We start from the raw sequence: 26,508 nt of genomic DNA, 5'->3' as shown, positions 1-26,508 counted from the left end.
GCCGAGCGCCTCTCGTTCTCGCCGCTGATAGCCGCGGGGGTGAGTTTAACCGAGCCGCCGACGGAGCCGCTCGCATGATCGAGGTGTCGGGCCTCCGGAAGACGTACGGCGAGTTTGCGGCCGTCGTCGACAGCGACTTCTCCGTCGCGGAGGGCGAAGTGTTCGGCATCGTCGGCCCGAACGGTGCCGGGAAGACGACGACGCTGAAGATACTCGCCGGACTCGTGGAGCCGACCGCGGGCGAGGCGCGCGTGGCCGGCTACGACTCCACCGAGGCCGCGATGCGACACCATCTCGGGTTCCTTCCGGAAGAATCGCCGCTGTACGAGGAGATGACCGCGACGGCCTACCTTCGGTTCTTCGCCGACCTCTACGGGGTCCCGAGGCCGGTCGCGGACGAGCGTATCGGGACGGCGCTCGACCGGCTGGAGCTCGACCACCGCGACCGCCGGCTGGGGGATGTCTCGAAGGGAATGAAACGAAAGGTGGCGATCGCCCGGTCGCTCGTCAACGACCCCGACGTGCTGATCTACGACGAGCCGGCCTCCGGACTCGACCCGGTGACTACGAACTCCGTGCTCGCGTTCACGCGCGAGCTGCGGGCGGCCGGCAAGACCGTCGTTTTCTCCGCGCACAACCTGTACCACGTCGAGTCGGTCTGTGACCGCGTTATCATCATGAACGAGGGTCGGATCGTCGCCCGCGGTACCGTCGACGAGATCCGGGAGCGACACGGCGAGACGACGTATCGCGTGTACACTGACGTGAACCCGGATCCCGGTATCGACCTCGAAACCGCGACCACTGAGGCGGTGGGCGATCGGTTCCGCACGACGGTGCCGACGATGGATGCCGTCGATCGGGTGCGGGAAGCGGCCGCCGCCACGGGCGGGACGGTCGTCGACATCCGGACGCGCGAACCCAGCCTCGAGGACGTCTTTCTCGACCTCGTGGGGCGTCCGATGCCCGGACGACACGGGGCGGAGGGTGCGGTCGGCGAAACGCCCGCGACGGCGGACGACGCCGAGGACGAGCGCGGATCGGCGGTCGAGAGCACTTCCGAGGCCGAAGCTGGGTCGGAGTTCGAACACGAGCCCGCCCACGAAAGTGAGGCGGGAGGAAGCCGATCGGGGGCGTCGAAGTGAGCACGCGACTCCGCCGCGTCCTTCGAGTCGCCCGCTGGGAGGCCGCCCGCGCGTCGGGCGGGGTCGACCGGCGAACCCTCCTCGCCGCGGTCGCGTTGTTCGCCGTCGCCGGAGGCGTCCTCGGTGCTGGCCTCGCGGCCGGCGTCGTCGGCCTCGACGTCGACCGCGACGTGTATCGTGTCGGTGTGGACGACGGGTCGCCGTACGCCGACGCCGTGGAGGCGGAGCCAGCGCTGACGCTCGTTTCCGCCGATCGGGCGAGTTTGGGGACGACCGCGGACCTGATCGTCCACGACGACGGACGCGGCGGGGGTGTCGTCGCCGTCGCGACGGACACCCGGAAAGGCGAGGCCGCGGCCGCGGAGTTCCGGGAGGCCGTGGAGGCGCACAACGAGCGGCTGATGGCGGCCGAGACGAACGAGACGGCGGCGTTCCCGCTGTCCGTCACGCTCCGATACGTGACCCGCGGCGGGTCGCTCCCGGACACGTCGCTCGGGGGGACCGAGGATGAAGTCGGGACGGACGACGGGAGTGCGGACGGTGACGAGGCGGACGGGGACGCCGGAGGGAGCGGTGACGGGAGCACGAACGGTGGCGACGGTGGCACCGGCGATGTCGACGACGGAGGGGACGGTACTGACGGCAACGGCGAGGACGACGCCCTCGCGGTCCCGTCGATCGGCGGCGGACTGGGCGGCGGGGCGTTCGGCGGCGACTCCGTCGGCGCGCCCGGATCGATCACGCCCCCGTTCCCGTTCGCGTCGTTGGTGTTGGCGTTCGTCTTCCTCGTCCCGATGAACTTCATCGTGCAGGCGTACGGCTCGTCCGTGCTCGACGAGCGGACGAATCGGCGCGGGGAGCCGCTGCTCGTCACGCCACTCGCGCCCGTCGATATCGTCGCCGGCAAGACGCTCCCGTACGTCGCCGTCGCGGTCGGCATCACCGCCCTGATCGCCGGACTCGTAGGCGGCGGCGTGGTCTCCGTGCTGGCGATCCTCCCGATCGCGGCGACGTTCCTCGCGGCGACGTTCGTCGGCGCGGTGTTCGCGCGGTCGTTCAAGGAGCTCACCTTCGTCACGGTCGCGGTGAGCGTGTTGCTCACGTCCTACGCGTTCGTTCCCGCGATCTTCACCAACGTCACGCCGGTGGCGCTCATCTCGCCGCTCACGCTCGTCGTCTTCGATCTCCAGGGAGAGGCGGTCTCGCTCGGCGAGTTCCTGTTCGCGACGACGCCGACCGCGCTCGCGTCGGTTCTCCTGTTCGGACTCGGGCTCGGAGTGTACCGCGAGGAGGACCTGTTTACCCAGAAACCGGTCGGTCGGAAGTTCCTCGACGCGCTCGCGGCCCGGCTGTACGGGGTCGGTGAGGGCGTTCGTCGGCCGCCGGCGACGGGGATCGCGGCGCGGGTCCCGGAGCGGCTCCGCGGCGTGGGTGCAGTGGCGTTTCTCACGGCCTGTACGGTCCCCTTCGTGTTCGTTGCCGAGCTGCTCGCGGTCGCGGTCCTGTTCGCGCTGCCGGTCTCCGTGTCGATCCCCGTGCTGCTCGTCACCATCGCGTTCATCGAGGAGGTCGCCAAGAGCGTTCACCTGTACGCCGGCTTCGAACGTGGCGTGTTCGCCCGAACCGACCGGGTCGCGCTCGCGGTCGGACTCGCCTCCGGGCTGGGCTTTTTCGTCGCGGAGAAGGCCACCGCAGTGGTCCAGGCGATCGGGCTGACGGAGCTGTACGTGGGCCGTGCTGCGTTCGGGTCGGTCGCGGGCGTCGCCGGACTCTCGCCCGCCCTGCTCGTCGCGCTGTTTCTCGCCCCTCTCGTCGTCCACGGGTTCACCACGGCGGTGACCGCCGTCGGGGCGAGTCGGAACCGGACGTACTACGCCGGCACGCTCGTGGTGGCGACGCTGCTCCACGCGGCGTACAACGTGGGGGTGTTGGGGATCCATGGGTAGTCGTCTGACGGTTGCCAGGCGGGAGATACGCGGGCTGCGCGCGGAGAAAACGATCCTGCTTGCGATCGGGATCCAGCTGTTCATCGCCGCCTTCTCCTCGTTTCTCGTCGTCGGACTGGTCTCGATGTACGACCCCGCCGCGCTCGACGGTGCGGAGGTGGAAGTCGCGGGCGCGGGCGACGCCGTCGCCGATCTCGAACGCGCCGCCGCCGACACCGCAGGTGCGTCCGTAACGCCGTACGAGAGCCCCGAGGCCGCTCGCGAGGCGTTCGACCGCAACGCCGCCGACGCGGTCGTGATAGCGAACCCGGACGACCGCGGCGGGATCGCGGTCGACGCGGTCGCGCCGGACGCGACCGTGGAGACGACGGTGATCGTCGTCCAGCTGCGTGACTTGTTACGGACGTACGAGCGGGCCGAACGCGAGTCGCGCGCCGAGGCGCTCTCGGAGACGCCGCTCGCCCTGCCCGAAGGCGGCGGAACGAGCCCGTACCTCACGTTCACGTACACGGTGCTGATCCCGGTGTTGGTGTTCCTCCCGGTGTTCATCTCCGGGTCGCTCGTCGTCGACTCGATCACGGAGGAGATCGACGAGGGAACCATGGAGCTGCTCCGGGTCGCGCCCGTGACGGTCGGCGAGATCCTCGACGGCAAGGCGCTGGCGGCAGTCGCGATCGCGCCCGGCCAGGCGCTGTTGTGGCTGTTGTTGCTCGAAGCGAACGGCACGCCCGTCGCCAACGTGGGGACGATACTCGCGTTGATGACCGCGCTGACGACGCTCGTCGTCGCCGTCGCCGCCGGGATCGCCGCGCTCGCGCCCGACCGGCGGGCCGCGCAGTTCCTCTACTCGGTGGCCGTCCTCGTCCTGTTCGGCGGTGCGACCGCGATGGCGGGCGGGCCCACGAACGCGGTCGCACGGCTCGCTATCGACAGCGCCGACGCCGCAACGACGTTGACAGTCGTCGTGTACGTCGCCCTCGGCGCCGTGGCGTACGCGGGCGTCCGTCGGTTCGTGAGCGAGAACGGGATCGGGGGGTAGCCGGCGGTTCGCGAGCTCTCCCTCGCCGTGGAGCAGTTCGCTCCAGCGGAATATATTTATATCCGCTATCGGACAGAGACCGACATGGTCCTCAAACGAATCGGGTTCGGAGCCGCCGCCCTCGGGAGTGTCCTTGCGCTCCTCCATCTCTCGCCGGGATTCATCACGGAGTGGATGCTCGCAGCCGACGACCCCGTTCCAGTGGGGAACAGCCTCGGCGAATCAGTCGTGATCGTTCGAAGGCTGCTGGATGCCGGAGCGTTCGCCGTCGGGTTCGGCGGCGTGTTCCTACTGGGATACTGGGCCGGCGGCCGGGTGGCGCTTCGGCATCGATATCGTGAACTACTCGTCGCGCTCGGGGTCGGTGGTGCGCTCGGATACGCCCTCGTGCTCGTCCTGTTCCTGTCGTATTCGGCCCTCGTCGGCGGCGATCTACTGTCCGACCCGGCGGGCGGAGTTATACGAACTCAAGGAGAATACCTGCGGCTTTAGCCGCAGGATGAATCCGACAACGTGGAATCAACCCACTTCCGACGCCTCAGTTGGAGTTTCCAATGCGTACTTTGAAGTGTCAAAAACCGCTATACAACGGTAGGGTCAGGTCGGAACGGAGCGGATTCCGAACGGCCTTCGGAGGCGGCCTGCCCGCCCTCGTAACGAGGTAGTATCCGAAACGCCGACGCGGTGAACACGAATCCTCGAAGGGTTCGTCTTGTGCCCGTCGGCTTGAGCAAGCCCAACGATAACTCTGAGTCCGGCGACGTGTCAGCGACTCCCTACTGGCAAAAACAACAGGTGGGAGTCACCGACGCCGAGGATAGGAGTAACGGCGGTTTGGCACCGCCAGACAGCCACCGACCACGACGACTGGGTTAGATGCGGACTCCCGTAAAGTGGCGGCAACCGTGGTTGCAAACCTGAAACTCCCACCGCTCGGGATTCCTCCGCCTTCAGGCGGAGGAGGATGTCAAGAGTTTCCTGCTGTTTGTGGGTCGACTGACCGCGATAACCGTTCAGTTCGCGATCGTCGGGATCGCCGGTGCATCGTTAGCGGAGCTCACCGGCGTCCCCGATCGTACCGGCGACCTGTCGGCCGGTGAGGCGGAGTGATCGGCTCCGCGGCCGGTCGTGTGTGTCACTCCCTCACCCGCCGAACGCTCCGAGGCTCGACTGGAGGTCGCGTTCGGGCACCTCCTCGGTGAGCTCGTAGCCGACCAGCTCCCGCGCGTCGACCGCGTACGTGGAGCCGTCGCGGTCGAGGACCAGCACCCGACCCTTCCACCCGCGGACGGTGCCGGCGGCCATCGTCTCCGTGACGGGCCGGTCTGCGAGGTCGAGCCCGTAGTCGAAGGAGAACCGCTCGATCGGGTCGAACCGGTCGAGGAGCGCGTCCCACGCTTCGGTGTCGACCGAGCGTCCGAACCCCGCGAGCTTCGTCGGAACCCGTACCCGATCGACGAGGTCCTCGCCGCTCGCGAGCTCGGCTTCGACCTCGCGGGCGACCCGGCCGTCGGGGAACGTTCGGACGTGGGCCGCACGATCCGCCCCCTGCTCGCGAAGCCGGGTTTCGAGCCGCCAGCGGCGGGTGACGCCCACCTTGAACACGTCCGGCGCGAACCCGGCGAGGTACATCGCATGCTCCTCGTGACAGTCCATCTCGTCTTTGAGACACGTTCCGGAACACCGCGCGCACACCCAGACGGAAGCGTGCGAGTCACAGTAGGGCGCGTCCGGGTTCTCACAGGCGATGTGACCGCCCTCGTGGACGGTACCCGCACATCGTCGGTCGCCGAGGCCATAGGAGAGTACGGTTCCCGGGCTCGCGTCGAGGTACTCCACGTCGCCGTCGGTGGCGACGTAGAACCCGCCGCCGGTGTCGTCACTCCCGTTCTCACCGTCGCCCCCGCCGGCGTCGTACCCCACGACCTGCACGGTCGTCGTAGGCGGGCCGCCGGTTAATAAGGATCGCACGCCGCCGGCGCACGCGGCAGTCGCGGGAGCGGCCCTACGCCGCCAGCGTTTAAGTCGCTCACGCGCGCATCGCCATCCATGTCCACGCTACACACCAGCCTCACGGCGACGACCGCCGACGGCGACGAAGACGGAGACGACCGTGACATCGCCCTCGCGCTCACCGTTCGGAACGACGGCGACGAGCCGCTGACGCTCAGGTTCCGCACCGGACAGCGGGCGGATTTCGTCGCGCGCGACATCGAGACGGGGGACTCCGTCTGGCGACACGCGGAGGGACGGATGTTCACGCAGGTGCTCGGCAGCGAGACGCTCGATCCGAACGACTCGGCGACCTACGAGGGAGCGTGGAGCGATCCGCCCGCCGGCGAGTACCGTGTCGTCGGCGAGCTCGCGGCCGAGGACCACGACGCGACCGCGGAGACGACGGTCACCGTGGCGTGACCCGAATCAGCCGTCGCCGATGATCGGCTCGTCGCTGAGTTCGATATCGATCGCGTCGCCACCGCGGTAGAGCCCGCCGCCGATGAACGCCAGCGCGAACCCGCCGGCAGCCGCGGCGAGCGCAGCCGTGAGCGCTGCCGTCTCGGACGGGAGCCCGCCGAGCAGCGTCGAAACGCCGTTGAGAATCACTACCCCGCCGAGCGCGACGTTGCCGAGCCCGATCAGCCGGATCGGTTCGAGCCCGTACCGCACCTCGCCGCGGCCACCCCAGACGAACACGATACCGCCGGCGATGAGGAGGACCCCCTGGACCGCCCGCAATGGGCTCGCCCAGAAGCTCGTGCCGAACAGCGCGGTCCCCCCGCCGAACATCACGAGGAGTCCGACGCCGAGCACCGCGAACCACTCCCGTTTCATCGCCCCACCCCCTCGTCTCCCCCCGTAGCGTCTTTCTTCCCGTCCTCCGGCTCCGCGGTGTCCTTCTTCCCGTCCTCCGGCTCCGTGGCGTCCGTTTGATTACCGTCGTGGCCCGTCTCGGACCCGTCCGCGCCGAGCGCCTCACGAACCCGTCGGTCGACCGCCGATGCGAGCCGCTCGCGGGTCCGATGGCTCGACGCGGCGTCGGTCCGGACCTCGATGAGGTGCGAGCCGTCGGCGTCGGCCGCCTCGGCGTACGCCGCCTCGATCGCTTCGAGCCGGTTCGACCGGGAGCCGTCGTCGGATTCACCGGTGCTTCCGCCGACGCTTCTTTCCCCCGTCGCCCGGGTATCGACTCTCGTGTAGGACAACCCGTGGAGCGCCGCCATCGGTTCGAACTCGATGCCGTGTGGCGTCTTGAACGCCTCGGTGAACGGCGGCTCGAACCCCTCGATCGGGAGCGCGTGGAAGATCCCTCCGCCGTCGTTGTTGATGAGGACGACAGTGACGTCGACGTCGCAGCGGTCGATCGCGAGCAGCCCGTTGGTGTCGTGATACAGCGCGAGGTCGCCGACGACGAGTGTGAGGTCATCGGTCGTCGCCGACCCCGCACCCAGTGCCGCGGAGACGATCCCGTCGATCCCCGAGACGCCACGGTTACCGAGAACGGTGAGGTTCGTCGTCGACGGGGGGACGAACCGGTCGAGATCCCTGACCGGCATCGAGTTGGAGACGAACAGCGTGGCGGGATCCGGAACCGCGTCGGCGACGGCTCGGAGGACGTCACCCTCGTGGAACCCGGAGGCCCCGTCGACTTCCCGCTCGGCGATCCGGTCGGCCTCCTCCCACTGCTCGCGCCACGCGGTATCCCCGCCACCCCCCGGAACGAGCCGTGAGAGGCGTGCACAAAGTCGATTCGGCTCGGCGACGACCAGGTCGGTCGCGGCGAACTCCGCCTCGCGCCAGCGCCCCGCGGGATCGACGGCGTACTGGTCGGCGTCGGTCGCGGCGAGGTACTTCCGCAGGGGTTTCGACGTCGGCGACGCGCCGAGCCGGAGGACGACCTCGGGGTCCCTCCACCCTCCTCTCTCCCCGGCGAGGTCGGCCGAGAGGTACGCGTCGTACGACCCGATCACGGGCGCGACACGGGTGTGACCGCCGTATCGGACCCCGGAGAGCGGGTCCGCGAGGACCGGGTAGCCGGTGGCGTGGGCGAGCGCGGTGACGGCCTCCGGGTCGAGTCCGGGCGGGTCCGCGGGCCCGGCAACGATCAGGCCGCGGTCGGCCGAAAGCGCCGCGGCCAACTCGCGGAGCGCGTCCTCGTCCGGCTCGGGACTCCCCGGGGTGACGTCGACGTAGGGGCCGTTCCGGCCGGTCGCCGCGGCCGGATCGAGGTCCGCGGGCACGTCGCCCGGGACGGGCGTCGGCTCCAGTGGCTTCGCGAACGGGACGTTGAGGTGGACGGGGCCGGCGTCGCTCCCCTCCGCGGTTGCGACCGCTCGGGCGACCGTCGTTCGGACCGAGCGCAGCGCGCGGTCGGCGGCGGCGGGCTCGGGGAGGTCCTTATAAAAACGCGTCGCGTCCCCGTACAGTTTCTCCTGGTCGGCGGTCTGGTTCGCGCCCGAATCGCGGAGCTCGGGCGGCCGGTCGGCGGTGAGCGCGAGCAGCGGGACGCGGGCGTTGCTCGCCTCCATCACCGCCGGGTGGTAGTTGGCGGCGGCGGTGCCCGACGTACAGATCAGCGGCGTCACGCGGCCCGTTCGACGCGCGCGCCCCAGCGCGAAGTAGGCGGCCGAGCGCTCGTCGAGCAGCGAGAAGACGTGGAGCTCCTCGTGGCGCGCGGCCGCCACCGTCAGCGGCGTCGAGCGGCTTCCGGGGGAGACGACGACGGCGTCGACACCCGCGTCAACGAGCTCGTCGACGATCGCCCGTGCCCACAGCGTGTTCCGGTTCGGCGCGGTCATTAGCGGCAGTAGATCCGCGCGGGATAAGTATCCCGGCAACTCGCGGTCAGGTGGCGGGCGGTCGCGTTCTACAACCCTTATACGCGCCGACCGACTTCGATCGGGCATGAGCGATGACGACGCCGTCGAGGTCGAGCCGACCGAGTCCGACGACACGGCGGAGGCGACAGACGAGCCGGACCCGACGGACGCGCCGGACGCGACGGAAGAATCGGACGCGGCCAATGGAATCGAGGGGTCCGACGAGCCGAGCCTCGCGGATCGTGTCGCTGAGCACGACGCGGCGCTCGCGGACGAGGTGGCCGAGCTGGAAGCCGAGATCGACGAGCGCCGCGAGGAGGTCGACGAGCTGACGAGCAAACTCGCGCGGGTCCGTGCCGACTTCAGTAACTACAAACAGCGGGCCAAACGCAAGCGCGACGAGATCCGCGAGCGCGCCTCGGAGGCGCTGGTCGAGCGGATCGCCCCCGTCCGCAACGACCTCCTCCGAGCGCTCGATCAGGAGGAGGGGAGCGACATCCGACCGGGCGTGGAGTCGACGCTAGAGAAGTTCGACGAGGTGCTAGCTGACGAAGGCGTCGATCCGATAGACCCCGAGCCGGGAGCGGACGTCGACCCCGAGCGCCACCAGGTGATGCTCCGCGTCGAGAGCGACCAGCCGCCGGGGACGGTCCACGAAGTGTACGAACCTGGCTACGAGATGGGCGACCGTGTCATCGCCGAGGCACAGGTCACCGTCAGCGCGGGCGACGAGTAGGCCGCATCCGGATCGCTCCGTCCCGTCCGAACGCGCGTCTCCTCCCGTTACGACCGATACGACTCGACGAGCCTGTCGAGCGAGTCGTTCCGGTCGGTCGCGTGCGGGATCGTGAGTGGCGACACCGACACCTCGCCGTCGACGACCGCCCGCCGATCGGTACCGGGATCGTCCGGGACCTCGTCGGGAGTCATACGCCCCCAGATCGGGTCCTCGAACGTGATCCGGTCGGTCTCCGGTTCATCCGAATCGGGGTCGTTGTCCTCGCTCTCGCCCCGGTTCGCCGTCATCCCGTACCAGTCCGAGGGCGTGGTTACCCGCATCGGTGCAGGCTGGTTGTCTCCGCCGTCGTTCGTCACGATCGGCGCGTTCACGTTGAGGTAGTCCGCGGTGTCGAACACGTCCGCATCCGGCGCGTTGTCGACGAGGAACCGTGTCGAGTCGACGGCGTGTGCGAACCGCTCGGGAGCCAGTTCGGTTCGCCACCACTCCGGGTCGTCGCCGGGGACGTACATCGACGCCGCGATCGCCGGAACCCCGAAGAAGGCGGCCTCGACGGCGGCCGAGACCGTTCCCGACCGTCCGAGCACGTACGAGCCGAGGTTCGCGCCCTTGTTACACCCGGCGACAACGAGGTCGGCGTCGGGGACGAGCTCGTCGAGTCCGGCGACGACACAGTCGACCGGCGTGCCGTCGACGGCGTACCCCAGCTCGTGGTCTCGAACGTCGACGCCGCCAGAGATGGCGCGGCCGATCGACGAGCGGTCGCCCGCGGGCGCGACCGTTACCACGTCGTACGACTCGGAGAGGGCGTCGTGCACCGCCCGCAACCCGACGGCGTCGATGCCGTCGTCGTTCGTCAACAGGATCCGATCGACGCTCATGCCCGTTCCTTACCGGGTCCGGGCAAAAGTCCATCGTCGGCACCCGGAACGGAAACACACAGGTAGCGTCGGGCCGAGGGGGGTCATATGGGATTCGGCGACACGGCGAAGCGCATCCAGACGCTTGCCGACAAGGCAGAACGGACGTATCAGAAGATCAGCGAGCTCCGCGACGAAGTCGAGGACACCCAAGACACCGTGAACGACACCGCGGAACGGGTCCAGGGGCTCGAAAACGAGATGGCCGAGCAGCGGGCCGTCCTCGATGCGGTCGCAGAGGAGGTCGGCGTGGATCTCGACAGCGTGAGCACGGAGGCACACATCACGGAGGCGGAAGCTGCGGCCGACGAGGGTGGGAACGGTGCGGAGGGCGAAGCGGGAGTCGAGAACGACCGCGGGACGCCCGACGCGGACGACGACGAGCCGTCCGAGAACTGATCGGAGCGGTCAGTCGGGGCCGATGGCGTTCCTGTCCGTCGCGTCGCCCGTGCCCGCGTTGGCGTCTGCCCGCGAGACCACTTCTGCGGGGACACCGGCGACCGTCGTTCGGGGCGGGACGTCTTCGGTCACGAGCGAGTTGGCGGCGACACGCGCCTCCTCGCCGACCGTCACACCGGGAAGCACGATCGCACCCGCGCCGATCATCGCTCGGTCCTCGATAACGACGTCCCCGAGTCGGTACTCGTCCTGAAGGAACTCGTGACACAGCAGCGTGGCGTCGTAGCCGATGATGGCGTCGTTGCCGACGGTGATCCGTTCGGGCCAGAACACGTCCGGCGTCGACTCGAGCCCCCATGACACCCCCGAACCGACGGTCACCCCTATCCGAGAGAGCAGCCAGTTCTTGAGCCGGAGGCTCGGGCTGACCCGGGCGGCCGATATCGCCACGTAGTTTCGGACGACCGCGAGCGGTGACTTCGCGTCTGGCCACGACCACAGCGAGTTCCGCACCCCGCCCGTGTGATGCCGCTCCAATCGGTCACGTCGAGGAGTCGTGCCGTCGTCGGCGGGAGCGCCACCGGACTCGTCGGTCCCGCCACCCGCTCGCTCTCCACTCCGGTCGACAGCGGCCCCTTCGTCGCTCACGCGGAGTCCTTGTAGCGGCGAGGTTATAAGCCCCGCTCACCCGCCCGCGGCTGCTTCCAGGATCGCGTGCGGGGTGTCGCTGTCGCGTGCGGGGTGTCGCTGTCGCGTGCGGGGTGTCGCTGTCGCGTGCGGGATGTTATACGCGATACCAAGCCCAGCTCCCACCCTGCCGAACGCGACGGCTCACGGCCGGTCAAGGCGGGTGTGCGGTCCGCCGCCGTGAGTAGCGGCAGGGGACCGCCTGTTCGCCATCGAACTGTGCGACGAGCGACGCTACGCGCGGAGCTCGTTCATATGCTCGATCCGCCGGTCGAGCAGGTCGGAGGTCCCGATATCGTGGCGGATCCGAACGCGGTCGCCAGCGGCCGACAGCGCCGCCTCCGCCTGTGCCTCCGCGGCGGCGATCGAGTCGCCGCGGCCGACGACCGCGAACGACCGGGACGTCGTCGTGTAGAGGCCGTCCTCCCGCTCGTCGACGCTCGCGTAGTAGAGCAGCGCGTCGCCCGCGCGCTCCTCGTCGACGGCGATCCGCGCTCCCGAGTCGGGGTCAGTGGGGTACCCCACCGGAACGGCGTATTTACAGACGGTTGCCTCGCCAGAGAACGTGAGCTCCGGGAGCGGGTCGCCGTCACGGGCGGCGACCAGCACGTCGATGAACGGCGTTTCGAGGACTGGGAGCGTGTTCATCGCCTCCGGGTCGCCGAAGCGGGCGTTGAACTCGACGACCTTCGGCCCCTCGGCGGTGAGCATGAACTGCCCGTAGAGGACGCCCTTGTACGCGGGCAGGGCGTCGACGACGGCGTCGAGCACGCCGAGCGCAGCCTCGTAGTCACCCGGTTCCATGAACGGGAGCGACGGCCCCGTGTCGGAGTACGATCCCATGCCACCGGTGTTCGGTCCCTCGTCGCCCTCGTAGGCGCGTTTGTGGTCCTGGACCGCGGGGGTCGCCCGGAACTCCCCGTCGGCGACGAACGCTTGTATCGTGAACTCCTCGCCGACGAGTCGCTCCTCGAGGACGACACGATCGTAATCCGCCTCCTGGAGGTAGGCTTTCGCCTCCTCGGCCGTGACCTGATCGCCGATCACCTTCACGCCCTTCCCGCCAGTGAGGCCGGCAGGCTTGACCGCGAGGTCGCCATCGTACTCGTCGATGTACGCGCAGGCGGCCGCCATGTCGTCGAACACCTCGAAGTCGGGGCAGCCGGGGACGTCGGCGTCGGTCATGAACCGGCGCTGATACGCCTTGTCCGTCTCCAAGCGCGCTTCCGCCTCTCGCGGGCCGAACGCGTACACGCCCGCCTCGTCGAGTGCGTCCGCGACCCCCGCTTCGAGCGCCGACTCGGGACCGATGACCGCGAGGTCCGCGTCGACGGCAGTCGCGAACGCGACGATCCCCTCGGGGTCCGTCTCCGAGACCGTCTCGAACCCGTCGGCGAGCCGGCGGATCCCGGGGTTCCGATTGCTTGCACAGGCGTACAGCGCGCAGTCGTCGGCGAGCGCGCGGGCGATAGCGTGTTCGCGGCCGCCGCCGCCAACTAGGAGTACGGTTTCCGTCATGCGCGACGGATTCCCGCATACAAGTGTAAACCTTACCCTCTCGATCGGGTATTCGATCCCTGTTTATGGATCGACCGTCGATCGAGCGGTCTGTGTACCGGGGTTTTTCGGGTCGGGGGGCTAACGGCGTCCATGTCACAGCCCACGGAGCGGAACCGGCTCGACGAGGAGTCCAGCCCGTACCTCCGACAGCACGCCGACAACCCGGTCAACTGGCAGCCGTGGGGCGAGGAGGCGTTCGATCTGGCGCGCGAATACGACGTCCCCGTGTTCGTCTCCATCGGCTACTCGTCGTGCCACTGGTGTCACGTGATGGAAGAGGAGAGCTTCGCCGACGAGGAGACGGCGGCGCTGCTCAACGAGTCGTTCGTCCCGGTCAAGGTCGATCGCGAGGAGCGTCCGGATGTCGATAGCACGTTCATGACCGTCTCACAGCTGGTGACGGGTGGCGGCGGGTGGCCGCTCTCGGCATGGTGCACGCCGGAGGGGGAACCGTTCTACGTCGGGACGTACTTCCCACCCGAGTCGCGCGGGAACCGCCCGTCGTTCCCCGGGCTCTGTCGACGGATCGCGGACTCTTGGACCGACCCGGAACAGCGCGCGGAGATGGAGCGTCGTGCCGAGCAATGGACGACGAGCGCGCGCGACGAGCTGGAGTCCGTCCCCGATTCCCCCGGGGAGCCGCCGGGGGCGGGGCTCCTCGACGAGGCGGCGGCGGCCGCGATGCGGAGCACGGACACGGAACACGGCGGGTTCGGAACCAGCGGGCCGAAGTTCCCGATGCCGGGGCGGGTCGACATCCTGTTGCGAGCGGCGGGGCGGACCGGTCGCGGCGACCTCCTCGAAGCGGCCACGCGCACCCTCGACGGGATGGCCTCCGGCGGGATGTACGACCAGATCGGCGGCGGGTTCCACCGGTACGCCGTCGACCGATCGTGGACGATCCCGCACTTCGAGAAGATGCTGTACGACAACGCCGAGCTCCCCATGGTGTACCTCGACGGACACCGCCTCACGGGCGACCTCCGGTACGCCCGGGTCGCCGCCGAGTCGTTGACGTTCCTCGAACGGGAGCTGCGACACCCCGACGGCGGGTTCTTCAGCACGCTCGACGCCCGGAGCCGAGCCCCCGACGGCCGAGAGGGATCTAGTGCGGACGAGCCGCTGGAGGGCGCGTTCTACGCGTGGACGCCCGCGGAGGTCGACGCGGTTCTGGACGAACCGGTCGCGGACCTCGTGAAGGCCCGGTACGGGATCCGGTCCGGCGGGAACTTCGAGCGCGGCACGACGGTCCCGACGCTCGCCACCTCGGTCGACTCTCTCGCGGCGGAACACGACCGCTCGCCCGAGGCGATCGAGGAGCTCCTCGCGGAGGCGCGGGACGCCCTCTTCGAGGCACGCGAGGAGCGCCCCCGTCCCGCCCGCGACGAGAAGGTCTTGGCGTCCTGGAACGGACGAGCGATCTCCGCGTTCGCCGCCGCCGGGACGGTGCTCGGCGACGCGTACACGGATCTGGCGGTCGACGCACTCGAGTTCTGTCGCGACCGGCTGTACGACGCCGAATCCGACCGGCTCGACAGGCGGTGGATCGACGGTGACGTGGCCGGTCCCGGGTATCTCGACGACTACGCGTTCCTCGCACGCGGCGCGCTCGACACATACGGTGCGACCGGCGATCTCGACGCCCTCGCGTTCGCCGTGGCGCTGGCCGACGGGATCGTCGAGGAGTTCTACGACGCCGACGACGGCACGATCTACTTCACGCGGGACGTGGGTTCTGGCGGTGACGTGGTCGGCTCCCCCGGCAGCAGCGGCGACGCAACGCTGTTCGCTCGTCCACAGGAGTTCGCGGACCGATCGACGCCATCGAGTCTCGGCGTCGCGGCCGACACGCTGGCGGTCCTCGACGGGTTCCGGACCGACGACCGCTTCCGGTCGATCGCCGAGGCAGTGGTACGGACCCACGCCGACCGCATCCGTGCGAGCCCGCTGGAACACGTCTCGCTGGTGCGGGCAGCGGAGCGCGTGGAGTCCGGTGGGATCGAGGTGACGATCGCGGCCGAGGAGGTGCCGCGGGCGTGGCGAGAGGCGCTCGGGGAACGGTACCTGCCGGGTGCGACCGTCGCGCCGCGGCCGCCGACCGCGGCCGGACTCGACGGGTGGCTGGACCGGCTCGGCCTCGACGAGGCACCGCCGATCTGGAAGGGCCGGGACGCGGAGGACGGTGCGCCGACCGTTTACGTCTGTGAAGGATTCACGTGCTCGCCGCCGAGAACCGATGTCGACGCCGCGCTCTCGTGGCTCGACGATCGAGCTTGAGCCGCGCGTTCGGCACGAAGTGAGCGTCGTATCTCCGGGAGTAGGGATACGCTATTTATATATCGGGCCCGAGTAAGGCCGGACATGTACGACTTCGCCGTCGTCGGTGCCGGGCCGGCCGGGTCGCGGTTCGCCCGTCGAGCGGCCGAGGCCGGCCACGATGTCGTCGTTTTCGAGAAGGGCGAGGTCGGTACCCCGCTCGCCTGCTCGGGACACGTCTCTACCGACATCTGGGAGTACGTCCCCGAGAACGCCCGTCCGACGTTGTTACAGAACCGGGTGTTCGGCGCGCGGTTCCACACCGAGGGTCCCGGGTCGTCCCCCTACCACTTTTATAAGCGAGAGCCGGTGTCGAACGTCATCGACCGTGTGGGGCTGGATCGAACGCTGGCGGCGTGTGCCCGCGACGCCGGTGCCGACGTTCGCGAGGGGCACACCGTCACCGGTATCGACGAACGGCACGACCGCGTCGTCGTCGAGGCGAGCGTCGCCGAAGGGACGACGACGACGGTCGAAGCGCGGATGGTCGCGGGGTGTGACGGGCCGACGTCCCGGGTACGTCGTGCCGCCGACCTCGACGAACCCGACGAGCTGCTCCACGGCGTTCTGGCCTTCGATCCGGAGCCCGACGAGGGGAACTACGTCGACGTCCACCTCACCGCCCCGCGCTTCTTCGCGTGGCGGATCCCGCGCGGGGATGCCGGCGTCGAGTACGGACTCGCCGCCCCGCCGGACGACGACGTGAAAGCGCGGTTCGACCGATTGACCGCCGCGTACGGGGCCGAAACCGCGTCGTTCTGTTCCGGGGTTATCCCGGTCGGGCCGCCCGCGTCCGTGACGAGCGAGCGCGTGTTCCTGATCGGTGACGCGGCAGCACAGACGAAGCCGTTTACCGGCGGCGGGATCCTTTACGGGATGCGCGCGGCCGACGTGGCGGCGGCGACGATCGACCCGGGAGATCCAGATAGTCTCGCCGACTACGAGGCGGGGTGGCGCGACGAGCTGGCGACGGAGATACGGCTCGGAGAGGCGATCCGTGCGTGCTACTCGCTCCCCGAGCCGGTACAGCGCGCGGGGTTGTGGGCGCTCTCCGGCGAGATCGGCGTCCACATGGACGAGCCGTCCTCGTTCTTCTCGCGGGACCACCTCCGGCGGCTGTTTTCCTAGCGGCGGACGGTCGTCGACCACCGTCGGCCGTCCATTGATGCCGACTTACTCGTCGATGACGGTCGCGAACGAGACGTTTTCCCGGACGCTCGTGATCTCCACGGTCACCTCGTCGCCGAGCTCGGCGTCGGGAACGATGACGACGTATCCCCGTTCGATCTTGGCGATCCCGTCGCCCTTGTCGCCGAGCGTCTCGATCGTGACGTCACGGACCTCGCCTTCCGACACCGGCGGCCCCGACGGGGTCGTGTCGCTCGCGGACCGATTACCCCTTTCGGACGACGGTCGGCTATCCGTGGGGCCGCGTGAAGCGCCGGTCTCCTTCCCCTCCGCGCTCGACGTACCCTGATCGATCACGGCGACCCGGTACGTCTCGCCGGGCACCACGGCCCCGTGTTCGATCTCGCGTTTCGGAACGGACAGTACGTACCCCCCCTCGCCGTCGGTCTCCAGCTCCGCGGTAAAGAGGCACGAAAGTGAATCAGTTATTTCGACCATAGGGTGCCGTTCGTCGTAGGGTTACGAAAAACTCCCTATCCGATCGCGACGTGAACCGTGTGTCCAGATACCCCGATCGATCGCCGGTATTAGGGGTTTAGCCGGTGATCCGCGGATATCGGAGACGACAACCGAGCGGAACATAAACGCTTACCCTGATTCGAATGAAGTTCTTCGTATGAGCCGGAACTACGACTCACTTCACGACCCGAACGCGGAGTACACGATGCGGGAGCTCTCTTCGGAGACGATGGGGGTAACCGGAGCGCGCGGTGGCGGCCGCGACGTGGAGATCACGGACGTTCAGACCACGATGGTCGACGGTAACTTCCCGTGGACGCTCGTCCGAGTGTACACGGACGCGGGCGTGGTCGGAACGGGCGAGGCGTACTGGGGTGCCGGTGTCCCCGAGCTGATCGAGCGGATGAAACCGTTCGTCATCGGCGAGAACCCGCTCGACATCGACCGACTCTATGAGCACCTCATCCAGAAGATGTCCGGTGAGGGCTCCGTTGAGGGTGTGACCGTTACCGCCATCTCCGGCATCGAAGTCGCGCTGCATGACCTCGCGGGGAAGATCCTCGACGTGCCCGCCTACCAGCTCCTCGGCGGGAAGTACCGCGACGAGATGCGCGTTTATTGTGACTGTCACACGGAGGAAGAGGCGGACCCCGAGGCGTGTGCCGACGAGGCCGAGCGTGTCGTCGACGAGCTTGGCTATGACGCGTTGAAATTCGACCTCGACGTGCCGTCGGGACTGGAAAAGGACCGCGCGAATCGACACCTACGTCCGGGGGAGATCCGGCACAAAGCGGAGATCGTCGAGACAGTGACCGAGCGAGTGAAAGACAAGGCGGACGTCTCTTTCGACTGCCACTGGACGTTCTCCGGTGGTTCCGCGAAGCGACTCGCGGACGCGATCGAAGAGTACGACGTGTGGTGGCTCGAAGATCCCGTTCCTCCGGAGAACCTCGAAGTTCAAGAGGAGGTAACGAAGAACACGACGACCCCGATCGCGGTCGGCGAGAACCGGTACCGGGTTACGGAGCTCCGCCGGCTCATCGAGAACCAGGCGGTCGATATCGTCGCCCCGGACCTGCCGAAGGTGGGCGGTATGCGCGAGACGCGAAAGATCGCAGACGTCGCCAATCAGTACTACGTGCCGGTCGCGATGCACAACGTCGCTTCGCCGGTCGCGACGATGGCTGCGGCACACGTCGGCGCGTCGATTCCGAACTCGCTCGCGGTCGAGTACCACTCGTACGAGCTCGGCTGGTGGTCGGACCTCGTCGAGGAAGACGTCATCGAGGACGGCTACATCGAGGTTCCCGAGGAACCAGGGCTCGGTGTGACCCTCGACATGGACGCCGTCGAGGAGCATATGGTCGACGGCGAAACGCTGTTCGACTGAGCGGCACGAACCGGGACGCGCACGGCTCGTGTCCTGTTATCCGACGGATCGGACTCCGATCGTACCAGCGACCCGCCGGTTCCTACTGTTCGACTAGCTGATTTTTCAATCTGATGTGAATTTATTTAGGAAAAATTAAGCCAACAACCAGCAACTTCTGCCCCATGTCGCCAGAACAAGAGGTCTTCGGGCTCGTCGTGGACGGATCGGGAACCCCGCTTAGCGGGCGAGTCGTGGTGGGTCACACGGGAGGTGGATCGGAGCCGTCGGGACACTGGCTCACCGACGAGAACGGGGAGTTCCCGCTCGTCGCCGACGGCGGCTCGAGACTCGACCCGGGCGACGTCGACTTCACCGTCCGGGATCCGACGCAGGGCGGAACCGAGAACCCGGTCAACGGGCGTCGGATCCGGGAGGACGGCGAGGAGCGAACCGTCGAGCTCACCGTCACCTCGGCGAGCACCCCGATCCACGGGAGCGTCGAACACCGGGGCATGAACGACGCGGCGACGACGCGGATCGGCCGGGTTCGGAGTCACCGGTTCTGTAACCAGTTCCCCGAGCTCCCCGTCTACGACCGGTCGGACGAGTTCCTCCGGTCGTTGGGTGACACCGAGGTAACCGCCGACGGGGACCGTGACGGCCCGATGATGGAGCCTGCCGACGACCCTGTGGGGGACGCCGAAACTCCCGCGGCGTACGGCCTGTTCGGGCAGTTCATCGATCACGACATCACGTTCGATCCGACGTCGGACATCGACCGACGGAACGATCCGGCGGCGCTGCGGAACTTCCGGACGCCCGCGCTCGATCTCGACGCGCTGTACCGAACCGGCCCAGGGGTCACCCCGTTCCTGTTCGACCAGGAGCACCACGCGAGCGCACACCTCCTCACCGGCTCGGCAGTCGCACCCGACACCGACTCAGGGGGGCTGTCCGGGCTCCCCGGGACCGACCTCCAGCGCAACGAGCAGGGGGTCGCGCTCATCGGCGACCCGCGAAACGACGAGAACGTGTTGATCGCCCAGCTCCACCTCGCGTTCGTCAACTTCCACAACCGCGTCGTCGACTACCTCGAGACGCCTGAGGGAAGCGCGCTCCGGGGGGACGACGAACCGCTCCACGAGGCGGCACAGCGGCTCGTCAGGTGGCACTACCAGTGGGTCGTCCGGCACGACTTCCTCGCGCGGGTGTGTGACACGTACATCCTCGAGGACATCGAAGAGAACGGGCGACGGTTCTTCGTCCCGCCGGAAAAGGACGTGGCGATCCCCGTCGAGTTCGCCGGCGCGGGCTTCCGGTTCGGCCACTCGCTCATCCGACACGAGTTCGACATCAACGAGGAGTCCGGGAACGTTCGGTTGTTCCCGGGTCCTACCGGTGACGGGCCAAACCTCCGAGGTGGCCGGCCGGTACCCAGCCACCTCGTCGTCGACTGGACGCGGCTGCTCGACACGGGTGACGGCGACTACCAGCCGGCACGGAAGGTGATGCCGTTCCTCGCGCCGACCCTGTTCCAGCTCCCGATGGACGGGGAGGACTCGCTCGCCATGCGGAACTTCCAGCGCGGGCGGGCGCTCGGACTCCCGTCGGGCCAGGACGTTGCCGAGCGGATGGGGATCGACCCGATCCGCAACGAGGGGTTCGGGGACGACGCACCGATCATGGACGCGCTCCGAAAACACGGCCGCGGCGCGGACGGCCACGCCCCACTGTGGTACTACGTTCTCGACGAGGCGCGATATCAGAACGGCGGCGAACGCCTCGGCGCGGTAGGCACCCGGATCGTCGCGGAGACGCTTATCGGGCTCATCGAGTCCGACGAGGCCGCGTACCCGAACGCCGCGCCCGACGGCTGGGAGCCGAGTCTCCCGCAGCTGACCGAGACGGAGGGGTACACCCTCGCCGACCTCGTCGCCTTCGGCGAGGAGGGGACGCCCGACGGGCTCGTCATCGACGCCATCGATCCGGGGCCGGACGAGGCGGGAGGGGACCCGCTCGACGAGTCGGTGACGCTCCGGAACGCGGCCAGCGAGCCCGTCGACCTCACCGGGTACGTGATCGACCTGAGCGGCGGCCAGCGGGACGAGCTGCCGTCGACCACGCTGGATCCGGACGGAACGCTAACGATCCACGTCGGCTCCGGAACCGACACCGACACGGACTACTACCTCGGTCGGGAGCGTGCCGCGCTCAACGACGCGGGCGACACGGTGGCGCTCCTCGACCCGGACGGGGTGGTCAGCACCCGACGGGTGTACACCTGAGCTTACCCGGCGTCCACGACGGCGGATACGTCGGCGACCTCGATCCCGCGGGCGTCGAACTCGCGAGCGAGCTCGGCCGATCGCGGCTCGATCGCCTCCGGTTCGTGGCTGTCGGTGCCGGCGGTCATCGTAAGCCCGCGGTCGAGTAACACGTCGAGGAACGCCGGCGACGGATGGAACTCCCCGTAGTCGTCGAGGAGTCGCCCCGCGTTCACCTCGGGGATGGTCCGCGACCGGTCGAACGCGTCGGCGACCCGCTCGTAGTGATCGGGGGTCGCGAACCCGCGGAGGTGGGGGTTACGCTCGATCAGGTCCGGATGGGCCGCTATCGCGAACAGCTCGGAGTCGATCAGCGAGACGAGCTTCTCGAAGTACCGGTCGACGAGCGCCGCGCGCTCCGCGTCGTCCTTCTCGGCGAAGTGTGACCGGGTGTGGACGTTGGCGCCGTCGAGGTCATGGACGCTCCCGATCGCGTAATCGAACGGGACCTCATCGAGGAACGAGGCGATCGCCGCCTCGTGGTCGGGGTGGTAATCCATCTCGACGGCGTCGAACACACGGATGTCTCTCTGTTCGCTGATCCGCTCGATCGCCTCCCGGCGGCGTTCGTGCGTCAAATCGAGGTTGAATCCAAGGGCGCGCTTGTATCGTTCGGCACTCGGGTCCGGAGAGACGTTGCAGTGGTCGGCGATCCCGACGCCATCGAGACCGGCGTCAGCAGCGGCGTCGACCATCCACGACAGAAACGCCCCATCGGAGTAGGTCGTGTGGATGTGATAGTCGTACACAACGGAACAACGAGACGGGGGAGGACGTGCTTTCGGGTTCCGCGTCACCCCACCGCAACGCGCGTTTTTAAGTGGTCACCGATCGATCTATGATCACGTATGACACGCGCAGATCAGGAGGGGAACGGCACCCACCGTGACTACACAGTCGATCATCATCTCTCGGACGCCGAGCGCAACATCCACCGAGTGTGGGACAACTCACTCGACCCGGTTTTGACGGTTGAAGACGGTGCAGTCGTGCGGTTCGAGTGTCGTGACGCAGTCGATCGCCAGCTCGACGTCGAGTCGACCGCTGCCGACTTTGCGAACGTCTCCTTCGATCCGGTCCACCCGCTGACGGGCCCCGTTGCCGTCGAGGGAGCGGAACCGGGCGACGTCCTTCAGGTCGACCTGCTCGATTTCCAGCACAAGGGGTGGGGGTACACCGGGTTCATGCCGGGTGAGATGGGGCTCGGACTCCTTCCGGAGGAGTTCCCGGACGCGGGCGTGCACGTCTGGGATCTCCAGGGCGATGTCGGGCAGTTCGTGAACGGGATCGAGGTGCCGCTCGACCCGTTCCCCGGCGTCATCGGCCTCGCGCCCGGTACGGACGGTGAACACGACACCCTGCCGCCGCGTTCGACGGGCGGGAACATGGACGTGAAACACATGACCGCCGGTTCGACGGTGTATCTCCCGGTCGAGGTCGCCGGGGGGCTGTTCTCCACCGCGGACTGTCACGCCGCTCAGGGCGACGGCGAGGTGTGCGTGACGGGGATCGAAGCGCCGATGTTCGTCACCGCTCGCTTCTCGGTCCGGACGGACATGTCGATCGACCAGCCGCAGTTCGAGACGACCGGGCCGTTCACGCCGACCGGCCGGGACGAGCCGATGTACGGGACGACCGGGATCGCGGACGACCTGATGGAGGCGACGAAGCTGGCGACGCGACACATGATCGACCACCTCGCGACTGAGCGCGACCTCACCCGCGGGGAGGCGTACATCCTCTGTTCCGCCGCGATGGATTTGAAGATAAGTGAGGTCGTCGACGCGCCGAACTGGACCGTCTCGGCGTACATCCCGGAGAGCATCTTCCCCGACGGGGGGTAGCCCGAGTCACGACGGGGCAAACGCACACGGCCGTGACACTCAGCGGTGTTCCCCGTCGGTCCCCTGCTTCCCCTCCGAGTTCTCCCGAGTACGCAGCCGATCCGCGATGGCCGCACCGGCCGTCCGCGGGTCCGGATCCGTCACCTGAACCGCGTCGCCGACGGCGACCGGTCCGGGTTCGAGGACGCCACAACACAGCCCGCCACGGTTCCGCAGCGCGGACGCGAGCCCGTCCGCCCCGGCGAGCGCTTCGACGTGTGCACACGGCGGTCGGCGGCGTGTCGGTCGGACCAGCGCGTCGCCGATCCGCACCTCCGCGTCGAGGAGGTCGTCCATCCCCTCACCGAACCCGCGGACGACGATGTTCCGACGGTGTCGCCCGTCGGAGACGTCGATCCCCGTCTCCTCGCGAACCGCGGCTATCGCCTCGGCCGCGACGAGCGTGACCGCGCAGGCGTCGAGCTGGAAGTGGCCGTCACCGCGGCAGTAGCGGTCACCGTCGACCCCGCCGTCGACGATCGCTACCCGCGGTTTCGGCTCCGGATCCGCGCCGCTCTCGGACGCGACGAACAGACTCTCGACGGCTCCGTCGTCCTCTTCGACTTTCCCGCTCATCGTCCCACCGTCATCGTCCCGTGGTCCGCCTCCCACCGTCATCGTCTCGTCGAGTCACCCAACAGGTTCGGGTCCGCGGGTTTCAGCCACTCGCGGTGCGCGTAGTATACCGCGGCGACGGGTGGGGCGAACAGCGCAACGAGTGCGTAAAGCCACTTGAACAGGCCGAAATCGGCGACCCCCCGCTCGCCGAGCGACAGCGCGTCGAGTAGGATCGCCGCGGTCGCCAGCGGTGCGAGGATGTACGCGTGGGTGAACCCAACGACGGCACCGGCGGGAGTGCCGGCCTCCAACAGCAGCCAGTCGAGCGCGTAGAGGACGGTCCAGCCGCCGACGGCGACCGCGAGAACGCGGAGCCAGGGGCCGTCGAACCGACGATCGGGTCCGTCCGCCTCCCGGGTTGCGGTTGCGTGCGTGCTCACGGGTTCTATCGGGGTCGCGTCGTATTGAAAGGCAGGATGCGGGCGACGGAGTGCCCGCTCATTCCGGGAGGTCGAACGTCCCCGCCGAGAGGTACCGCTCGCCGCTGTCCCAGAAGACGGTGACGACGAGCGGCTCCGTCCCCGCGTACTCGCCCGCGTCCCGGAGGTCGGCCGCGACCCGTTTCGCGGCGAGGTTCGATCCCGCGGAGGACTGGCCGACGAGGATCCCTTCCTCGCGGGCGAGCCGGCGGCACTCCGACTCCGCCTCGCCGAGCTCGACGGTGTGGATCGCGTCGAGGAGGTCGGTGTCGAGGTTGTCGGCGACGAACCCCGGCCCCATCCCCTGGAACGCGTCCTCGCCCGGCGGGTCGCCGGAAAGGACTGCGTTGTCGGCGGGCTCGACCGCGTGGATCCGGAGGTCGGGGAACGCCTCGCGAAGGCGTCGGCCGATCCCGGTGATCGTGCCGCCGGTTCCGACGCCGGCGACGAGCGCGTCGACCTGACGGTCGTCGACCTGATCGAGGATCTCCGGGCCGGTCGTCTCGTAGTGTGCGCGGGGGTTCGCGGGGTTCTCGAACTGGTGAAGCTGGACCATCCCGTTCTCGCGTTCGAGCTCGTCCGCTCTGGCTCTCGCCGCGGAGATGTCGCCGTCGACGAGCTCGACGCTCGCGCCATACGCGCGCATCAACCGGCGTCGCTCCCGCGACTTCCCCTCGGGCATCACCAGCGTGACGTCGTACCCCTTGGCCGCGCCGACCATCGCTAACCCGATCCCGGTGTTGCCGGAGGTCGGCTCGACGATCCCGTCGCCCGGTTGGAGCGACCCGTCGCGCTCCGCCGCCTCGACCATGTAGAGCGCCGGTCGGTCCTTCGCGGACCCACCCGGGTTTCGCGACTCGACCTTGGCCGCGACCGTCGTTCCCGGCGGCGAGTCGACTCGCACCAGCGGCGAGCCGAGCCCCTCCAGGATGTCCTCGTCCATCGAGCTTCGAGAGGGGCCGGCGACTCAAATGCCCCGCGGACGGCGGCAAACGCCGCCGGTCGGTTTCGATCCGGATCGGTCGTTCGCTTTGGCTGCCCGGTTGGGTCTCCGGCTCGGACCCGCCGCGGCTCCCGAGGCCCGGCCATCGTCGCCGCCGCCGCGCCGTTAATACCGCTCGCCCACGTAGATGGGCCTATGACGCTACAAACGCTCGATCCCGACCCGTCAGTCGACCCGGACTCCTTCGACCAGTCCGTGCTGGACGCGCTGGCCGGCGACTACCGGTTCAAGGTGTGGGGCGGCGACTGGTGTATCGACTGCAAACAGCAGCTGCCCGCTTTCGGAGCGGCGCTCGCCGCCGCCGGCGTCCCGGACGACCGGATCGAATCGTTCCCCGTGACGAAGGGGCCGTCCGGCAAGGAAGGTCCGGGCGTCGACGCGTACGGGGTCGAACTCATCCCCACCGTCGTCGTCGAGACGCCCGACGGCACGGAGGTGGCCCGGTTCGTCGAGGAGGCCGAGGGAAGCATCGCCGAGGCGCTCGCCGCCGAGCTCGCCGACGCCGAAGCGACTATTTAACTACGCCTCAGGAGGCGTTCGCGACTATTTATATACCGTTCGGCGGAGTTCGCGACTACTTATATACCGTTCAGCGGCGTCCGACACCGACCGAATACCTGATCGAAGGACGGATCGAGTGGTGACGGGGACGTGAGACTCGCTGTGATCGTGTCGCTGGCGGACGAGCACCGATCGTACACCCTCGACAGCCAACTGGCCGTGTATTTATATACTATCTATACCCCTGTTTCAGGGTACTTATATACTATATAAGGTACTGAGTCCGAGCGACCGCCCGCCGCCGACCGCGTTGTCCGCGCGGTCGCCACTATCCCCGCCCCTACGCTGAGGGTTCCGCCCCGTCCATCGGCGAGGGGAGCCGGAGGTCGGCGAACTCCTTGAGGTCCCCCACACCGGTCACGATCTGGACCTCGTCGGTGACCGGGACGCCGACGCAGGCCAACCGGGCGTTCGTCTCGCGGATCTGCTCGTCGGAGAGTATCGACTGCCCCGGCATCGCCACGTCGCCGTCGACGACGAGGACCGCGCAGTTCGAACACGCCCCGCCGCGGCAAGCGTAGGGCCAGGACCGCCCGCCGCGTTCGGCCGCCTCCAGGATCGACTCGTCCTCTTCGACGAGGAACCGACCGTACTCCGGGAGGTCGAGAGCCGACTCGGCCGCCTTCTCGAAGAGGTCGGGGTCGTCGAGCGACCAGCCGCGCTCCGCGAGCGCGTCGTACGAGAGGTGATACACCGTCGACGGTGACCCGGTCGTCAGCGGTTCGACGGAGCCGACCGCGTACCGTCGGATCACGTCGGCGGCCTCGGGAACGGGACGATCGCCGAGCCCGTCGAACCAGTCGACCACGGTCGCCGTCGAGAGGTTCGACTCCGCCGCGACCGCCTCCATGTCGACACCCTCGCGGCGGGCGATCTCGGCGACGAACGACGGCGAGTCGATCGCGTCGACCGTCGCCGTCGCCTCCGCCGTCGACCAGCCGTACCACGCGGCCAGTTCGTCGACATCGATCCCCCTGTCGTGCGCGATCGCCGCCATGAGCGCTTCCGTCGTTCGAGCCTCACGGACCTCCGGGAGCCATTCGCGGAGCGTGTCGACGGCGACGTGGTCGAGCCCGGTCATACACGGACGGTAGCGCGGAACGCGCCTAAGCG

General features: G+C 68.6%; 26 protein-coding genes. 14 read left to right on the top strand and 12 right to left on the bottom strand.

Going from position 1 to position 26,508, the window contains the following annotated elements; all coding sequences use genetic code 11:
* Positions 1–74: 74 nt before the first annotated feature.
* From ACZ5TV_RS15385 to ACZ5TV_RS15365, 5 genes are all read left to right on the top strand, one after another.
* Entirely contained in the window at positions 75–1,145 is a 1,071-nt protein-coding gene (locus ACZ5TV_RS15385) for an ABC transporter ATP-binding protein (protein ID WP_379780535.1), read from the top strand.
* The gene (locus ACZ5TV_RS15380) at positions 1,142–3,091 is read left to right on the top strand and encodes an ABC transporter permease family protein (RefSeq protein ID WP_464383964.1); all 1,950 of its coding nucleotides are present in this window, start codon (positions 1,142–1,144) and stop codon (positions 3,089–3,091) included. Before ACZ5TV_RS15385 ends, ACZ5TV_RS15380 begins: the two co-directional genes overlap by 4 nt.
* Positions 3,084–4,130 carry an ABC transporter permease gene (locus ACZ5TV_RS15375; RefSeq protein ID WP_464383963.1) on the top strand — a complete coding sequence of 349 codons (1,047 nt, stop codon included), beginning with the start codon at positions 3,084–3,086 and terminating at the stop codon, positions 4,128–4,130. The genes ACZ5TV_RS15380 and ACZ5TV_RS15375 overlap by 8 nt, the downstream gene beginning before the upstream one ends.
* Positions 4,131–4,214: 84 nt before the next feature.
* A complete protein-coding gene (locus ACZ5TV_RS15370; protein ID WP_379783172.1) occupies positions 4,215–4,622 on the top strand; it encodes a hypothetical protein in 408 nt (135 codons plus the stop codon).
* Between the two features lie 495 nt (positions 4,623–5,117).
* Positions 5,118–5,240, top strand: a complete 123-nt coding sequence (locus ACZ5TV_RS15365) for a hypothetical protein (protein WP_379783174.1) — start codon at positions 5,118–5,120, stop codon at positions 5,238–5,240.
* A 33-nt stretch (positions 5,241–5,273) separates the two neighbouring features.
* On the opposite strand, the gene ACZ5TV_RS15360 is transcribed toward ACZ5TV_RS15365, so the two are convergent.
* A complete protein-coding gene (locus ACZ5TV_RS15360; protein WP_379783176.1) occupies positions 5,274–6,062 on the bottom strand; it encodes a DUF2797 domain-containing protein in 789 nt (262 codons plus the stop codon).
* 117 nt (positions 6,063–6,179) lie between these two features.
* Here ACZ5TV_RS15360 and ACZ5TV_RS15355 point away from each other — a divergent pair, with 117 nt between their 5' ends.
* Positions 6,180–6,545: a BsuPI-related putative proteinase inhibitor gene (locus ACZ5TV_RS15355; protein ID WP_379783178.1), complete on the top strand. Its 366-nt coding sequence runs from the start codon at positions 6,180–6,182 to the stop codon at positions 6,543–6,545.
* 6 nt (positions 6,546–6,551) lie between these two features.
* Here ACZ5TV_RS15355 and ACZ5TV_RS15350 read toward each other — a convergent pair whose 3' ends face one another.
* Together ACZ5TV_RS15350 and menD are read right to left on the bottom strand one after the other, a co-directional pair.
* The gene (locus ACZ5TV_RS15350) at positions 6,552–6,962 is read right to left on the bottom strand and encodes a hypothetical protein (RefSeq protein ID WP_464383962.1); all 411 of its coding nucleotides are present in this window, start codon (positions 6,960–6,962) and stop codon (positions 6,552–6,554) included.
* Positions 6,959–8,926, bottom strand: coding sequence for a 2-succinyl-5-enolpyruvyl-6-hydroxy-3-cyclohexene-1-carboxylic-acid synthase (gene menD, locus ACZ5TV_RS15345; protein WP_464383961.1), 1,968 nt, complete (start codon positions 8,924–8,926; stop codon positions 6,959–6,961). The genes ACZ5TV_RS15350 and menD overlap by 4 nt, the downstream gene beginning before the upstream one ends.
* A gap of 106 nt (positions 8,927–9,032) precedes the next feature.
* Between menD and ACZ5TV_RS15340 the strand changes: the two genes are divergently transcribed.
* The gene (locus ACZ5TV_RS15340; protein WP_379782827.1) at positions 9,033–9,683 is read left to right on the top strand and encodes a nucleotide exchange factor GrpE; all 651 of its coding nucleotides are present in this window, start codon (positions 9,033–9,035) and stop codon (positions 9,681–9,683) included.
* Between the two features lie 47 nt (positions 9,684–9,730).
* On the opposite strand, the gene surE is transcribed toward ACZ5TV_RS15340, so the two are convergent.
* Positions 9,731–10,567, bottom strand: a complete 837-nt coding sequence (gene surE, locus ACZ5TV_RS15335; RefSeq protein WP_379782825.1) for a 5'/3'-nucleotidase SurE — start codon at positions 10,565–10,567, stop codon at positions 9,731–9,733.
* 87 nt (positions 10,568–10,654) lie between these two features.
* On the opposite strand from surE, the gene ACZ5TV_RS15330 reads away from it, so the two are divergent.
* On the top strand, positions 10,655–11,005 hold the full coding sequence (locus tag ACZ5TV_RS15330; RefSeq protein ID WP_379782823.1) for a DUF5798 family protein: 351 nt from the start codon (positions 10,655–10,657) through the stop codon (positions 11,003–11,005).
* Positions 11,006–11,014: 9 nt separating this feature from the next.
* Here the strand turns inward: ACZ5TV_RS15330 and ACZ5TV_RS15325 are convergent, their stop codons facing one another.
* Together ACZ5TV_RS15325 and purD are read right to left on the bottom strand one after the other, a co-directional pair.
* The gene (locus tag ACZ5TV_RS15325) at positions 11,015–11,542 is read right to left on the bottom strand and encodes an acyltransferase (protein WP_379782831.1); all 528 of its coding nucleotides are present in this window, start codon (positions 11,540–11,542) and stop codon (positions 11,015–11,017) included.
* 384 nt (positions 11,543–11,926) lie between these two features.
* Entirely contained in the window at positions 11,927–13,210 is a 1,284-nt protein-coding gene (purD, locus tag ACZ5TV_RS15320; RefSeq protein ID WP_464383960.1) for a phosphoribosylamine--glycine ligase, read from the bottom strand.
* Positions 13,211–13,342: 132 nt separating this feature from the next.
* Between purD and ACZ5TV_RS15315 the strand changes: the two genes are divergently transcribed.
* Both ACZ5TV_RS15315 and ACZ5TV_RS15310 read left to right on the top strand, forming a co-directional pair.
* Positions 13,343–15,529 (top strand): thioredoxin domain-containing protein, encoded by a 2,187-nt coding sequence (locus ACZ5TV_RS15315; protein ID WP_464383959.1) that lies wholly within the window; start codon positions 13,343–13,345, stop codon positions 15,527–15,529.
* Between the two features lie 84 nt (positions 15,530–15,613).
* Positions 15,614–16,696: a geranylgeranyl reductase family protein gene (locus ACZ5TV_RS15310; protein WP_379781212.1), complete on the top strand. Its 1,083-nt coding sequence runs from the start codon at positions 15,614–15,616 to the stop codon at positions 16,694–16,696.
* Positions 16,697–16,741: 45 nt separating this feature from the next.
* On the opposite strand, the gene ACZ5TV_RS15305 is transcribed toward ACZ5TV_RS15310, so the two are convergent.
* Complete coding sequence (locus ACZ5TV_RS15305) at positions 16,742–17,194, bottom strand: TRAM domain-containing protein (protein ID WP_379781210.1); 453 nt, start codon at positions 17,192–17,194, stop codon at positions 16,742–16,744.
* A gap of 178 nt (positions 17,195–17,372) precedes the next feature.
* On the opposite strand from ACZ5TV_RS15305, the gene ACZ5TV_RS15300 reads away from it, so the two are divergent.
* Both ACZ5TV_RS15300 and ACZ5TV_RS15295 read left to right on the top strand, forming a co-directional pair.
* Entirely contained in the window at positions 17,373–18,605 is a 1,233-nt protein-coding gene (locus tag ACZ5TV_RS15300; protein ID WP_379781208.1) for a mandelate racemase/muconate lactonizing enzyme family protein, read from the top strand.
* Positions 18,606–18,769: 164 nt separating this feature from the next.
* Complete coding sequence (locus tag ACZ5TV_RS15295) at positions 18,770–20,872, top strand: peroxidase family protein (protein WP_379781206.1); 2,103 nt, start codon at positions 18,770–18,772, stop codon at positions 20,870–20,872.
* 2 nt (positions 20,873–20,874) lie between these two features.
* On the opposite strand, the gene ACZ5TV_RS15290 is transcribed toward ACZ5TV_RS15295, so the two are convergent.
* Positions 20,875–21,660, bottom strand: a complete 786-nt coding sequence (locus ACZ5TV_RS15290; RefSeq protein WP_379781204.1) for a PHP domain-containing protein — start codon at positions 21,658–21,660, stop codon at positions 20,875–20,877.
* Between the two features lie 99 nt (positions 21,661–21,759).
* Here ACZ5TV_RS15290 and ACZ5TV_RS15285 point away from each other — a divergent pair, with 99 nt between their 5' ends.
* Positions 21,760–22,755 carry an acetamidase/formamidase family protein gene (locus ACZ5TV_RS15285; protein ID WP_379781202.1) on the top strand — a complete coding sequence of 332 codons (996 nt, stop codon included), beginning with the start codon at positions 21,760–21,762 and terminating at the stop codon, positions 22,753–22,755.
* Positions 22,756–22,794: 39 nt separating this feature from the next.
* Here ACZ5TV_RS15285 and ACZ5TV_RS15280 read toward each other — a convergent pair whose 3' ends face one another.
* Genes ACZ5TV_RS15280 through ACZ5TV_RS15270 form a run of 3 tightly spaced genes read right to left on the bottom strand, consistent with a single transcriptional unit; the run spans position 22,795 to position 24,774 of the window.
* On the bottom strand, positions 22,795–23,370 hold the full coding sequence (locus ACZ5TV_RS15280; protein ID WP_464383958.1) for an MOSC domain-containing protein: 576 nt from the start codon (positions 23,368–23,370) through the stop codon (positions 22,795–22,797).
* Between the two features lie 38 nt (positions 23,371–23,408).
* On the bottom strand, positions 23,409–23,792 hold the full coding sequence (locus tag ACZ5TV_RS15275) for a hypothetical protein (protein WP_379778390.1): 384 nt from the start codon (positions 23,790–23,792) through the stop codon (positions 23,409–23,411).
* Positions 23,793–23,850: 58 nt separating this feature from the next.
* Positions 23,851–24,774 carry a PLP-dependent cysteine synthase family protein gene (locus ACZ5TV_RS15270; protein ID WP_379778391.1) on the bottom strand — a complete coding sequence of 308 codons (924 nt, stop codon included), beginning with the start codon at positions 24,772–24,774 and terminating at the stop codon, positions 23,851–23,853.
* Between the two features lie 195 nt (positions 24,775–24,969).
* Between ACZ5TV_RS15270 and ACZ5TV_RS15265 the strand changes: the two genes are divergently transcribed.
* Entirely contained in the window at positions 24,970–25,353 is a 384-nt protein-coding gene (locus ACZ5TV_RS15265; protein ID WP_379778392.1) for a thioredoxin, read from the top strand.
* Between the two features lie 322 nt (positions 25,354–25,675).
* On the opposite strand, the gene fer is transcribed toward ACZ5TV_RS15265, so the two are convergent.
* A complete protein-coding gene (gene fer, locus ACZ5TV_RS15260; RefSeq protein ID WP_379778393.1) occupies positions 25,676–26,476 on the bottom strand; it encodes a ferredoxin Fer in 801 nt (266 codons plus the stop codon).
* Positions 26,477–26,508 lie beyond the last annotated feature (32 nt).

Source organism: Halorubrum tibetense (genome assembly GCF_055396225.1).
Note: the sequence above shows the minus strand (reverse complement) of the source record. Positions and strands in the feature narration are given on the sequence as shown.